The sequence below is a fragment of the Rossellomorea sp. NPDC071047 genome, from assembly GCF_050270195.1.
Taxonomy (GTDB): domain Bacteria; phylum Bacillota; class Bacilli; order Bacillales; family Bacillaceae_B; genus Rossellomorea.
Genome location: NZ_JBNNJT010000003.1, coordinates 119,831 through 132,714, shown reverse-complemented (window position 1 = coordinate 132,714; position 12,884 = coordinate 119,831). Strand labels below are relative to the sequence as shown.

16 protein-coding genes and 1 riboswitch are annotated in these 12,884 nt (G+C 41.1%); all 16 genes read left to right on the top strand.

From position 1 onward, the window contains the following. Window positions 1-4 precede the first annotated feature (4 nt). The 16 genes from ACQKFO_RS12725 (at window position 5) to sufC (ending at window position 12,883) form a co-directional block, all read left to right on the top strand. Window positions 5-1,183, top strand: coding sequence for an acetyl-CoA C-acetyltransferase (locus ACQKFO_RS12725; RefSeq protein WP_427599080.1), 1,179 nt, complete (start codon window positions 5-7; stop codon window positions 1,181-1,183). Between the two features lie 70 nt (window positions 1,184-1,253). Further along, window positions 1,254-3,038 (top strand): acyl-CoA dehydrogenase family protein, encoded by a 1,785-nt coding sequence (locus ACQKFO_RS12720; protein ID WP_427599078.1) that lies wholly within the window; start codon window positions 1,254-1,256, stop codon window positions 3,036-3,038. Between the two features lie 144 nt (window positions 3,039-3,182). Then, window positions 3,183-3,962 (top strand): SDR family NAD(P)-dependent oxidoreductase, encoded by a 780-nt coding sequence (locus ACQKFO_RS12715; RefSeq protein ID WP_427599076.1) that lies wholly within the window; start codon window positions 3,183-3,185, stop codon window positions 3,960-3,962. Between the two features lie 32 nt (window positions 3,963-3,994). Then, window positions 3,995-4,297: an ArsR/SmtB family transcription factor gene (locus tag ACQKFO_RS12710; protein ID WP_044338179.1), complete on the top strand. Its 303-nt coding sequence runs from the start codon at window positions 3,995-3,997 to the stop codon at window positions 4,295-4,297. Between the two features lie 117 nt (window positions 4,298-4,414). Further along, window positions 4,415-4,771: an arsenate reductase family protein gene (locus tag ACQKFO_RS12705; RefSeq protein WP_427599074.1), complete on the top strand. Its 357-nt coding sequence runs from the start codon at window positions 4,415-4,417 to the stop codon at window positions 4,769-4,771. A gap of 128 nt (window positions 4,772-4,899) precedes the next feature. Then, window positions 4,900-5,283, top strand: coding sequence for a glycine cleavage system protein GcvH (gcvH, locus tag ACQKFO_RS12700; RefSeq protein WP_427599072.1), 384 nt, complete (start codon window positions 4,900-4,902; stop codon window positions 5,281-5,283). A gap of 460 nt (window positions 5,284-5,743) precedes the next feature. Then, window positions 5,744-5,980 carry a YusG family protein gene (locus ACQKFO_RS12695; protein ID WP_148970067.1) on the top strand — a complete coding sequence of 79 codons (237 nt, stop codon included), beginning with the start codon at window positions 5,744-5,746 and terminating at the stop codon, window positions 5,978-5,980. A 182-nt stretch (window positions 5,981-6,162) separates the two neighbouring features. Next, complete coding sequence (locus ACQKFO_RS12690) at window positions 6,163-6,522, top strand: toprim domain-containing protein (RefSeq protein ID WP_148970066.1); 360 nt, start codon at window positions 6,163-6,165, stop codon at window positions 6,520-6,522. 5 nt (window positions 6,523-6,527) lie between these two features. Then, window positions 6,528-6,842 (top strand): thioredoxin family protein, encoded by a 315-nt coding sequence (locus tag ACQKFO_RS12685; RefSeq protein WP_427599508.1) that lies wholly within the window; start codon window positions 6,528-6,530, stop codon window positions 6,840-6,842. Window positions 6,843-7,120: 278 nt separating this feature from the next. After that, entirely contained in the window at window positions 7,121-7,471 is a 351-nt protein-coding gene (locus ACQKFO_RS12680; RefSeq protein WP_427599069.1) for an SCP2 sterol-binding domain-containing protein, read from the top strand. A 112-nt stretch (window positions 7,472-7,583) separates the two neighbouring features. Next, a riboswitch (SAM riboswitch) is annotated at window positions 7,584-7,690 on the top strand. A 149-nt stretch (window positions 7,691-7,839) separates the two neighbouring features. Then, on the top strand, window positions 7,840-8,862 hold the full coding sequence (locus ACQKFO_RS12675; RefSeq protein ID WP_427599067.1) for a methionine ABC transporter ATP-binding protein: 1,023 nt from the start codon (window positions 7,840-7,842) through the stop codon (window positions 8,860-8,862). Further along, window positions 8,859-9,527: a methionine ABC transporter permease gene (locus tag ACQKFO_RS12670; RefSeq protein ID WP_427599065.1), complete on the top strand. Its 669-nt coding sequence runs from the start codon at window positions 8,859-8,861 to the stop codon at window positions 9,525-9,527. Before ACQKFO_RS12675 ends, ACQKFO_RS12670 begins: the two co-directional genes overlap by 4 nt. A 15-nt stretch (window positions 9,528-9,542) precedes the next feature. Beyond that, a complete protein-coding gene (locus ACQKFO_RS12665; protein WP_427599063.1) occupies window positions 9,543-10,364 on the top strand; it encodes a MetQ/NlpA family ABC transporter substrate-binding protein in 822 nt (273 codons plus the stop codon). A 139-nt stretch (window positions 10,365-10,503) separates the two neighbouring features. Beyond that, window positions 10,504-10,869 carry a carboxymuconolactone decarboxylase family protein gene (locus ACQKFO_RS12660; protein WP_427599061.1) on the top strand — a complete coding sequence of 122 codons (366 nt, stop codon included), beginning with the start codon at window positions 10,504-10,506 and terminating at the stop codon, window positions 10,867-10,869. Window positions 10,870-11,588: 719 nt separating this feature from the next. Continuing rightward, window positions 11,589-11,747, top strand: a complete 159-nt coding sequence (locus ACQKFO_RS12655; protein ID WP_427599059.1) for a hypothetical protein — start codon at window positions 11,589-11,591, stop codon at window positions 11,745-11,747. A gap of 350 nt (window positions 11,748-12,097) precedes the next feature. Further along, complete coding sequence (sufC, locus tag ACQKFO_RS12650; RefSeq protein ID WP_044338171.1) at window positions 12,098-12,883, top strand: Fe-S cluster assembly ATPase SufC; 786 nt, start codon at window positions 12,098-12,100, stop codon at window positions 12,881-12,883. The last annotated feature ends 1 nt before the right edge of the window (window position 12,884 follow it).

The window sequence follows — 12,884 nt, the reverse complement described above, 5'->3', positions numbered from 1 at the left end:
TTTCATGCGCGAAGCAGTCATTGTTGCTGGTGCAAGAACACCAGTCGGAAAATCAAGAAAAGGATCATTAGCACAGGTGCGACCAGATGATCTTGGGGCACTTGTAGTTAAAGAAACCCTCAAACGTGCAGGAAACTATGAAGGCAATATCGATGATCTGATCATCGGATGCGCGATGCCTGAAGCAGAACAAGGGTTAAACATGGCAAGAAATATTGGTGGCCTTGCGGGCCTGCCTGATTCAGTACCGGCAATCACGATTAACCGTTATTGTTCATCTGGACTGCAATCCATTGCTTATGCTGCAGAAAAAATCATGCTTGGGCACTCAGATACAGCGATTGCAGGTGGAGCTGAATCCATGAGTCTTGTTCCCATGATGGGTCACGTAGTCCGTCCCAATGCCAAGCTCGCAGAAAATGCGCCTCAATACTATATGAGTATGGGTCATACAGCCGAGCAGGTGGCAAGGAAGTTCGGTGTATCCCGAGAAGATCAAGATGCATTTGCGGTAAGAAGTCACCAAAAAGCGGCAAAAGCGATTGCTGAAGGGAAATTCGACGATGAAATCGTACCGGTTGATGTGCTTCACCGTTCAGTAAGCAATGAAAATAAGCTCGTAGAGAAATCATTCCAATTTTCAAAAGACGAAGGAGTACGTTCTGAAACAAGCTCGGAAGTTCTGGCTAAATTACGCCCTGCCTTCAATGTGAAGGGCTCTGTAACAGCAGGGAATTCTTCACAGACAAGTGACGGAGCGGCAGCGGTCATGGTAATGGATAGAGAAAAGGCTGGTTCATTAGGTCTGCAACCAATGGCCAAGTTCAGAAGCTTTGCAGTAGCCGGAGTTCCGCCTGAAATCATGGGAATCGGTCCAGTCGAAGCGATACCACGGGCATTGAAAATGGCAGGTTTGGACCTGTCGGATATCGGACTTTTTGAGCTTAACGAAGCATTCGCTTCTCAATCCATCCAAGTCATTCGTCAGCTTGGACTAGATGAAGAAAAAGTGAACGTAAACGGTGGAGCCATCGCTCTTGGTCATCCACTGGGCTGTACAGGGGCTAAGCTGACCCTTTCCCTCGTACACGAAATGAAACGCAGAAACCAGCAATTCGGTATCGTCACCATGTGCATCGGCGGCGGTATGGGTGCAGCAGGCGTCTTTGAATTAATAGGTTAATAGGAGGGACGGACCTCGAATACCGAGGCCCCCTGCTCCTTCAAAATAATAATTTTTAGGGGGATTCGAAATGGCGAATCAAACAGAAAAGCTGATCAAGGGTGGAAGTTTTTTAATTGAAGATGTAAGCTGTGAGCAAGTTTTCACACCGGAGGAATACTCCGATGAACAAAAGATGATTGCCAAAACAACCGAGGATTACGTATTAAATGAAGTGGTACCTGTCATCGATAATCTGGAAAACCATGAATTTGACCACTCTGTCCGCCTGTTAAAAGAAGCGGGGGATCTTGGACTTCTGGGTGCAGATGTTCCTGAAGAGTACGGCGGATTGGGATTGGATAAGTTAAGCTCGGCACTGATTGCTGAAAAAATGTCACGTGCAGGCGGATTCTCCATCTCTCACGGAGCACACGTTGGAATCGGGTCACTGCCAATCGTTCTGTTCGGTAATGAAGAGCAAAAGCAAAAGTACCTTCCTCCACTGGCAACTGGTGAGAAACTGGCAGCATACGCATTAACGGAACCGGGTTCAGGTTCGGATGCCCTGGGTGCTAAAACGACTGCTAAATTGAATGCAGAAGGTACTCACTACATTTTAAATGGTGAGAAACAGTGGATCACAAACTCCGCATTTGCTGATGTATTTGTTGTGTATGCAAAAATCGATGGGGAGCATTTCTCGGCATTCATCGTAGAAAAAGAGTTCCCTGGAGTTTCAACTGGTCCGGAAGAGAAGAAAATGGGTATCAAAAGCTCCTCCACTCGGACATTAATTCTGGAAGATGCTGAAATTCCAGTGGAAAACCTTCTTGGGGATAGCGGGAAAGGTCATATCATTGCCTTCAACATTTTAAACATCGGCCGTTACAAATTAGGGGTAGGTGCTGTCGGAGCGAGTAAACGTGCTTTAGAGGTAACGGTACAATACACGAATCAACGTCAGCAATTCAAAACACCAATTTCTGCTTTCAACCTGACAAAAGAAAAACTGGCAACAATGGCGTCTAAATTATACGCAGCAGAAAGCTCCGTTTACCGCACAGTAGGATTGTTCGAGGATCGTATGAGCAAGCTTACGGATGAAGAAGTGAAGAACGGAACTGAAGTGGCAAAATCGATTGCAGAATATGCGATTGAGTGTTCTCTGAATAAATTCTTCGCAACAGAAGTATTGGATTATGTTGTCGATGAAGGTGTTCAACTTCACGGAGGTTACGGCTTCATGCAGGAATACGAAATTGAAAGAATGTATCGTGACTCCCGTATCAACCGTATTTTTGAAGGAACGAATGAAATCAACCGCCTTCTTGTTCCTGGCACGTACCTGCGTAAAGCGATGAAAGGTGAGCTTCCATTACTTCAAAAAGCACAGGCCCTTCAAGAGGAATTGATGATGCTTATGCCAGAAGAAGTAGGTGACGAGCCACTTGCTCAGGAAAAATACCTTGTGAAAAACGCAAAGAAAATCGGCTTGATGCTATCTGGTTTAGCGGCTCAAAAATTCGGTAAAGCTCTTGAAAAAGAGCAGGAAATCCTTGTGAACATTGCTGATATCGTTTCAAACGCATACGCGATGGAGTCCGTTGTTCTCAGAACAGAAAAAGCGATTCAAAAAGGTGGAGTAGAGAAAGCTCAGCAAAAACTTCTTTACACCCAAATCTTCTGTCAAGAAGCATTCAACGAAATCGAACAGCATGCAAAAGAAACGCTTGTAGCAACTGAAACGGGTGACACACTGCGCATGATGCTGTCAGCACTTCGTAAATTCACCCGCCACACGCCGATCAACGTGATCGCAGTAAAACGTGCAGCATCAGAAAAGCTGGTTGAAGCCGAGAAATATATAGTATAATTTTCGCTGGGGACGGACCTTTGATCAGAGGTCCGTCCCTTTATTTTGCACTCTACTTGACATTTACTCCTCATCGAATTATTATATGTTTAAACGCTTGAACGTTTAAGTGTTTAAACATTAAAGATAAGGTGGTAATCATAGATGAATAAAACAGTTTTAATTACAGGTGCTTCAAGTGGTATAGGTTTGCACTTTAGTCATAAATTTGCAGGTTCAGGTCATGATGTGATTCTTGTAGCAAGAAGTGAGGAAAAGCTGCGTACTTTATCAAATGAAATTGAAAGTAAGTACGGAGTGAAATCATATGTCATACTATCAGACCTTTCCAAACCAGGAGCATCTGAAACGTTATATGAGGAAGTGAAAGCAAAAGGGATCCAGATAGATTTCCTGATCAATAATGCAGGATTGGGGCTGTTTGGTGAATTCGAACAAACCGTGCTCTCAAAAGAGCTGGACATGATTCAAGTGAATATCACTGCCCTTACCGAGCTAAGCAAGTATTTTGGAAAAGAAATGGTGAACCAGAAACGTGGACAAATCCTAAATGTCGCCTCAACAGCCGCATTCCAGCCGGGTCCGTTAATGGCGGTTTACTATGCTACTAAAGCGTATGTCCTTTCATTCTCAGAAGCTCTGGCTAATGAATGGGGACCACACGGAGTGAAAGTGACCGCTTTGTGCCCCGGAGCTACCCAAACGGGATTCAGCGATGCAGCTGACCTGCAGTCTTCTAAACTATTTCAGTCGGGTGTGATGAGCGTGGAAGAAGTGGTAGAAGAGGGGTATAACCAAATGATGATGAAAAATAAAACGGTTATCATCCCGGGGGTTAAGAACAGAATACTGACTCAGTCCATCCGTTTTATGCCGAGGAAATTGGTCACAAATATTGTTCGTAAAGTACAAGAACGGGTATAATTGAATGTGAATGAGTTTGAAGGGAGAAGACTATGGGTCAAAAAGCAATCGATACATTTCGTGCTTGCATTCCATTATTTCAAGCACTGAGTGATCCTTATCGTCAGGACATAATATTACTTCTTGCCGAACAAGAACCTCTTACGGTCAATCAAATAACTGAAAATCTAACATTATCGCGCCCTGCTGTTTCTCACCATCTAAAGATCCTGAGAGATCAGCAATTAGTGTCATTAGAGCAAAAGGGGACGCAGCGTTTCTATTCTCTTGAATTGGATAATGCAACCGTCCTTTTGAAGGAACTGGTTGAGACGGTTGAAAAACAATGTGAGTAATGTTTCACAAAAGAAGGATAATAATGAATATTGTCGAATGTAGAGATAGATTCGTGCAATAAAGAATGCTGGATGTAGCCTTGCTTCATCCAGATCATAATGAAAGGTGGTGGAATGATGTCATTGACTTTTTATTCTTATCCCAAGTGCGGTACATGCCGCAAAGCAAAGAAGTGGCTGGAAGATCAAAATATAGAAATGAATGAAATACATATTGTGGAAAACCCACCGTCGAAAGATGAGCTCAAAAGCCTATATGAAAAGAGTGGTTTACCTCTTAAAAAGTTCTTCAATACAAGTGGTAAAAAGTATCGAGAACTAGGCTTGAAAGATAAAGTGAACTCTGCTTCTGATGAGGAATTATTAGAAATCCTTTCCACAGACGGGATGCTGATCAAGCGTCCGATTACGACGGATGGAAACAAGGTGACAATAGGTTTCAAGGAAGAAACCTTTGAAGAAACGTGGAAGTAAAAAGAGGACTGCGATTACCAAATCATGGACAATGAAAAAGTTTCATTATTCACGCTTAGTTTTCTTGCTTTTTCAATGAAAAGTGTGTCAATATTAGGTTGTATAACTAGCATTTGGAGGGATAGAGAATGAGTACACCGAAAGAACTTCGTTATTCAGAAGAACATGAGTGGGTCAAGGTTGAAGGGGAAAATGTACGCGTAGGAATCACATCATTTGCACAATCTGAACTGGGCGATATCGTATTCGTTGAATTACCAGAGGTTGGAGATGAGATCAAAGCGGACGAACCATTCGGTAGTGTTGAATCGGTTAAAACCGTTTCCGAGCTATATGCACCTGTATCTGGTAAGGTGGTAGAAGTGAATGAAGAGCTATCGGATAGCCCTGAATTCGTAAACGAATCACCTTATGAAAAAGCATGGATGATCGTTGTTGAACCAACAGATGCTGGAGAAGTAGACAAACTTATGACAGCTGAACAGTATGACGAAATGATTAATGAAGGATAATTTCTACCATGCACCTTGAGAATTTCTCAAGGTGTTTTGTTTTTTATTTTGGGTATCATATGAGTAGACGTTTTTTTAAAAAAGCTCTTTTCGCAACGATTGTTTTCTTTTAATAAAATGCCTGGGCTCTGTCAATCAGATCTTTAAGAGGAATTCGTTTCACTCGAGAAGCTAAAATCGACACTACAAACTTTAAAAAAAGCAATTTTTAATACGTGCCAGGCATTTATATAGTCTATATTAAGAAACTCAAGCTTTGAAAGTTGATTGGAGCGTAAGGTGCTCGACTCCTGCGGGAAATAGCGGGAAAGTTGAGACCCCACAGGGCAAAGCCCGAGGAGGCTCAACTCACGCCCCGCGGAAAGCGAGCACCTGGAGCGGAAATCAACCATTACTCGCTATTTTCTAAAAACAACAAAGTTTACTAAAAGAGCCTTCAATAAAGAAAGGATGAATACGTATGGTACTTGAACCAAGGAAATTAGATGTAACCAATAGAGTGACAGGAAAACTTAAAGATGGTGAAGTAGAACTATATTTGGATAATCAGCCGATCGGCAGAATGGCTTTGCCTCTTGACGGAATCACCATGGAGCCGAACTTTGAAGCAAAAGAAAATAAAATTTATCAAAGCTACACTTCTACAGAAGGCGATCAAGCAAGATACACCGATTGTGATGAGGGTGGCTGGTGTTAGAGAGGCTCGTGATGCCAGATTCATTTACGAATCTGGCATCATTTGTATAAAATTGATGGTCTATGCAAACCACTTGCACTTTTTTTTATAAACATGAGAAAATATAAGTAGAAAGTGGACATCATCTCTTGTTATTTGAATATACTATCGTAATCTTATTTATGAAAGATAAGGTGATGATCATGATGGAACTTGACGAAAAAGTAATCATTGTCGAAGGGACGACAGACAAACGAAAAGTAAGGGATATCATTAAAGAACCGATTGAAATTATTTGTACAAACGGGACCATTAGCATTACGAAAATGGACGAACTCATTGATGCTTTATTGGAAAGGGATGTCTATATATTAGTAGATGCTGATGATGCAGGTGAAAAACTGCGTAAGCAATTTAAACGTGAGTTTCCTGAAGCTGAACATTTGTATATTGATCGAATGTACAAGGAAGTGGCCGCAGCTCCGGAGTATCACCTCGCATCCGTCCTTATTGGAGCTAATATAGACGTTCATAAAGAATTTCTAGGAAAAAGGATGATCTAGTTTTGATTGAGGTAAGTAGTACCGAAACTTTAAAACAATCGATTGAAGACCATGCGTTCGAAGCTGTTTATCTATATACACCGATGTGTGGTACCTGTCAGGTGGCAAGCAAGATGATTGACGTAGTGGAGAAGCTTCCACAATCCTTTCATTTTTTGAAGGCCAACCTGAATTACTTGCCCCAATTTGCAGAAGAGCAATCCATCGAAAGTGTACCCTGTCTACTTTTATTTAAAGATGGCGTCGAACAGGAAAGGATTTATGCCTTTCAATCCGTGCCATTTTTATATGAAACCTTAAACAAAACCGCGGATAGCTAGAGGGATAAGAGACCTTTTGGGAGAAGGTCTTTTTTATTTGTCTAAATTCACCTATTTTTCTATGAAATCCAATTATAGAACGATTTTCTTTCTACATACGAAGACATATTTCTCGGGAAATGTTGCGAATGACATCATTTTTTGACTGGTTATCATCCAAATTCTTACTGTTCGACAAATTAGATGGACCTGTTCAAAACATGTCGAGAAAGTATAAGAGGGGAAAATACCTAAAAGTGGAATTGTTATTATATAGAAGTTTCACTGGGAGGGTATTCATGCGAATAAATTTAGAGGGATTAGTAGATCAATGTCATTCAAGGTATCACTTACGACTCTTATTTCCAGATAGCCCGTTTATTCTTCAGTTTGATTGTGGGAAAAATTTGTACGGTATTTCGATTTCGAGTAAGGGATGCACAGTGTTGGATGAATTGGATAGGGATGCTCATTTCGTCATTGAAGGAATGGAGGAAACAGTGATTTCTCTACTTATGGGGGAAGAACGGTTGTCTCAACTGATTGAGGACGGATCCCTGGAAGTAAGGGGAGGATATCGTCCGCTATTATTTGTGGAGTCAGTTCTTTGGCTAACAAGATCCAGAGAAAAAGAGCCGGTTGAAGTTTAAACATCAAGTAGCAAAAAAATAATTGACACACTCTATATCCGGTGATAGAATCTCTCTTGTAGCAAATTTTCAGAGTCTTTAACTATTCCAAATAATTTAATAATATACTTTACTCTTATTTAGAGAGGTGGAGGGACGTGCCCTATGAAGCCCGGCAACCGTCAATGAAAATTGAAATGGTGCCAATTCACTCAAAGCATTTGCTTTGAAAGATGAGAGAAAGGATAGTCCTATATGATTATGCCTTTCTGCTTATCGCAGGAAGGCATTTTTTTGCTTTTAGAAAAAGGAGCATGAAACATCAGGTAAGTACAACTATAATTCTGATTAAACAGGTCGTTTTACTCCGAAAGAAGGTGGAATACAACATGATTACCATTTCAGATGTGAAGAAAATATATCAATCAAAATCGGGTCCGATCTCAGCCGTTGATGGGGTCAATATTGATATTGCCCAAGGAGAAATTTTTGGAGTGATTGGCTATAGTGGGGCAGGTAAGAGTACGCTGATCCGGATGCTTAATGGTCTTGAAGTTCCTACAGATGGAATAGTGGATGTGAATGGCCAAATCGTTTCCCAGGTAAAGGGGAAGCAGCTGAGGGAAGCAAGACAGTCAATAGGCATGATTTTTCAACACTTTAATCTCCTTTGGTCTCGTACTGTATTAGAAAATATCCAGTTTCCATTAGAAATTGCTGGAGTATCAAAGAAAGAGAGAGTCCAAAGAGCTAATGAATTATTAAAGCTTGTAGGCTTGGAAGGCAGAGGAGATGCCTATCCGTCTCAACTGAGCGGCGGACAGAAACAACGAGTGGGGATTGCAAGATCCCTTGCTAACAATCCCGATGTCCTTCTATGTGATGAAGCTACTTCCGCTTTAGATCCACAAACAACCGATTCAATCCTTGATTTATTGGTGGATATTAATAAACGCTTAGGGCTGACAATTGTCCTGATCACTCATGAAATGCATGTGATTCAGAAGATCTGTCACCGGGTTGCAGTCATGGAACAGGGAAAAGTCGTGGAACTCGGGGATGTATTGGAAGTGTTCCGAAATCCACAAGAGCAAGTGACAAAGCGTTTCGTGAGAGAAGTCTCTGAAGTAAAGGAAACGGGTGAAACCATTGATCACCTACTGACGCAATATCCTAATGGAAAAGTACTGAAATTTACTTTTGTAGGTGAATCAACTGAGCAGCCGCTCATCACCACCCTGATAAGAAAGTTTGACTTGGATGTAAACATCCTGCAAGGACAAATCTCCCAAACCCAAAAAGGTGCCTATGGAACGTTATTTGTTCACCTCGATGGGGATGAACAAACCATCAAAGATGCATTAGCGTATGCTCAAACGCAACTGGTTCAAGTGGAGGTGGTGAGAGGATGATCGAAAATTTATTTCCAAATGTAGATTGGGAGAAGATGTGGGAAGCAACCCTCGAAACCCTGTATATGACCGGTATGTCTGTATTGATTACCTTTGTACTCGGAATGATCCTTGGGATTTTGCTCTTCCTTACTTCTAAGGACAATCTATGGGATAACAAACTGACATATACGATTACAAGTGCAGTCGTAAATGTGTTCAGATCGATTCCCTTCATTATATTGATCGTGTTGTTGATTCCGTTCACCAAGTTTTTATTGGATACAATCCGTGGAGCGAATGCAGCTCTGCCGGCACTGATTATCGGAGCTGCTCCGTTTTACGCCCGTATGGTAGAAATAGCTTTAAGAGAAGTGAACAAAGGCGTTATCGAAGCCGCGAAAGCGATGGGGGCAAAGACTAGCACAATTATATGGAAAGTACTCATACCAGAATCCATGCCGGCTTTGATTTCAGGAATTACGGTGACTGCCATCGCCCTTGTCGGATACACGGCAATGGCCGGGGTCATCGGAGCTGGCGGACTTGGGAATTTAGCTTATTTAGATGGCTTTCAACGAAGCAGGGAAGACGTGACGATGGCCGCAACCATTATGATTTTACTCATTGTGTTTGCGATTCAGATACTGGGTGATTTCTTTACAAATAAATTAGATAAACGATAGAAGGAGAGAAATTAAATGAAAAAATGGGTAGCAGGAGTTATAGCAGCAACAAGTATTTTTGGGTTGGCCGCATGTGGAAGTGATTCAGGTTCTGGAAAAGATGAAAAGGAATTGGTAGTAGGAGCTTCTAATATTCCACACGCTGAAATCCTTGAAAAAGTGAAGCCTGTCTTAGAAGAAAAAGGGATCGACTTGCAAATTGAAACGTATCAGGACTATATCCTCCCTAATAAAGATCTGGATAATGGTGATATTGACGCAAACTATTTCCAAACCACGCCTTATATGGACTTGCAAATGAAAGAAAATGAATATGATTTTGTCAATGCAGGCGGAATTCATATTGAGCCGATCGGCGTTTATTCTAAGAAATACAAATCTCTAGAGGAGCTTCCTGAAGGTGCTACCATCTTAATGAGTAACTCTGTATCGGATCATGGACGTATCCTTACATTATTAGAGAAAAAAGGTCTCATCACGTTAAAGGATGGGGTGGAAAATACGCAGGCCCAACTTGAAGACATCAAGGAAAACCCTAGAAACCTTCAATTTGATTATGAGTACGAAGCAGCCCTTCTCCCACAAATGTATGAAAACGAAGAAGGGGACGCGGTCGTAATCAATTCTAACTATGCCATTGATGCAGGGTTGAAGCCCCTTGAAGATTCAATTGCCATTGAAGATAGTAACTCTCCTTATGTGAATGTGATTGCAGTTAACAAAGGTGATGAAAGTAAAGAGGAAGTAAAAGCTTTAGTGGAAGCATTGCGTTCAAAGGAAATACAGGACTTCATCAATGAAGAATGGGATGGAGCTGTAGTGCCGGTAAGTGAATAAGGTGAGCAAACCTGATTCTGTCACTGTACAGAATCAGGTTTTTTTCATTGTAAGGTCTCCCCAAATTTTTAACATAAACATTTCCTTATTGGTTCATACTATTTTCGATGAATCTATTTCAGAAATGGAGCTGAATGAAATGCAGATGGAACCAAGAAATACAACAGAAGCTGCCCTTCATGATTATAAAATGGGACTTGGGATCTTCACGGAAAAAATGCCTGAGCTGGCTGAACAGTATAATACGTTCACTGAGCACTGCTTTAGAGAAGGAGTTCTTTCTAAAAAAGAAAAGCAATTGATCGCGTTAGGAATCAGCCTCTATTCCCAGGATGAATATTGCATCATCTACCACACCAAAGGTTGCCTTGATCAAGGGTGTACAGAAGAAGAAATCCTTGAAGCAATCGGAGTAACGGCTGCATTTGGAGGCGGAGCGGTCATGAGTCAGGCCGTCACATTAATCCAGCAATCCATTCAGGATTTAAATCAGTTAAAACAATAAGTGAAGGATGAAATCGAGGGGGAGAAATTCTCCTTGATTTTTTTGTTGAATTTAGTGTTTGAACAAGGCTTTTTACTCAATTACATAAAATCTGCCTGGGCTTTGTCAATTTGTGTGTGTTGGATGGATGATGAGGGGAACTACTTTGCTTGCAGCATCAAGCGTTTGGCAAGCCTACTCAACCTATATGGAACGCATTCTTGGCATACACGTAGTTCTGCAAGAGTCTAGGCAGTTCCCTCACTATTAAGAAATTCCCTGACTACTAATGCAGTCATAAAGTAATAGCACTGAGTGGATTGTAGCGGAAGGCACTTTACTCCTGCGGGAAATAGAGGAAAGGTCGAGACCCCGCAGGGCAAAGCCCGAGGAGGCTCGACTTCCTCCCCGCGGAAAGAAAGTGCCTGGAGCGAAAAGGAACGGTCCGTGTTTTTCTGCTACCGTCTCTTCAATAGAAGTGATCACCAAGCATTAAATACTTATTCAATAAAATGAATATATATTAAAAAAGCTATTAATTGGCAGTATAATGGCGGAATTTTGTGAAAACTTAAAGGTAACCCCTTTAGGTTAGGATGTAAAGGTTGAATTTAAGAAAAAATGACCCTATATTGGTTTTGTCTTGTGAACGAGGGGGTAGTATAGTTGTAAAGTAATTAAAAACCCGAAAGGAATGATTCATTATCGACTCTCTTGAGAGTATCTCGTACACAAGTGAAATGGAAAAGGCAATGCATGGAGCCCATGGGATTGGTTATGAGGTGTACAAACGAAAGCATGATGTCAGAATGCAAGTAGAGAAAAGAAGAGAGCAGGAATATAAGGAAAGCAGAAGAATGATTGCGGCACTTGATCGTAAGGTGCATTCTAATATATAATAAGGAAGAAAAAAGGAAACCAGTGTAGACGATGCACTGGTTTTTTTATTGTTATGCAATTAGCGGCAAGCCTTAATAACCGAAGAACAAAGCGGACGGTCTCATAGGCTTTAATTTATTTCAGTGGCGGTATGTTCATCATGACAGGAAACCGGACAAGAAATCCTACATTTTTCCTTAATTTTAAGTTAACAATAGAAAAGGATTATCTTGTCAAGTTTACACTATCTGTATAGTTGAAAAAGTTGATTATAGCTTTTATTTGTTATAAGATTAGAATGAGAATAAATTGAGAATGATTAAAGAATTTAATTCTTAAATTCATTATAAAGTCACGGAGGTAAATACACATGGCAGGTTCTACTTTAACAATTAAAGATCTTCATGTTGAGATTGAAGGAAAGGAAATCCTGAAAGGGGTTAACCTTGAAATTAAAGGTGGAGAAATCCACGCAGTAATGGGACCAAATGGTACAGGTAAATCCACTTTATCTTCTGCAATCATGGGTCATCCAAAGTATGAAGTGACAAAAGGAAGCATTCACTTCGATGGTGAAGATGTACTTGAAATGGAAGTGGATGAGCGCGCTCGCGTAGGTCTATTTCTTGCAATGCAGTATCCAAGTGAAATCAACGGTGTAACGAATGCGGACTTCTTACGTTCAGCAATCAACAGCCGTCGTGAAGAAGGCGAAGAGATTTCTCTTATGAAATTCATCCGCAAAATGGATTCTGAAATGGAATACCTGGAAATGGATCCGGATATGGCACAGCGTTACTTAAACGAAGGGTTCTCTGGTGGAGAGAAGAAGCGTAATGAAATCCTTCAATTAATGATGTTACAACCTAAGATTGCCATCCTTGACGAGATTGACTCTGGTCTTGATATCGATGCCCTTAAAGTTGTATCAAAAGGAATCAATAAAATGCGCGGTGAGGATTTCGGCTGCTTGATCATCACTCACTATCAGCGTCTTCTTAATTACATCACTCCTGATCATGTTCACGTTATGATGCAAGGGCGCATTGTGAAATCAGGCGGGGAAGAATTAGCACAACGCCTTGAAGCAGAAGGATACGACTGGATTAAAGAAGAGTTAGGAATCAAAGACGAAACTGTTGGCCAAGAAGCGTAAG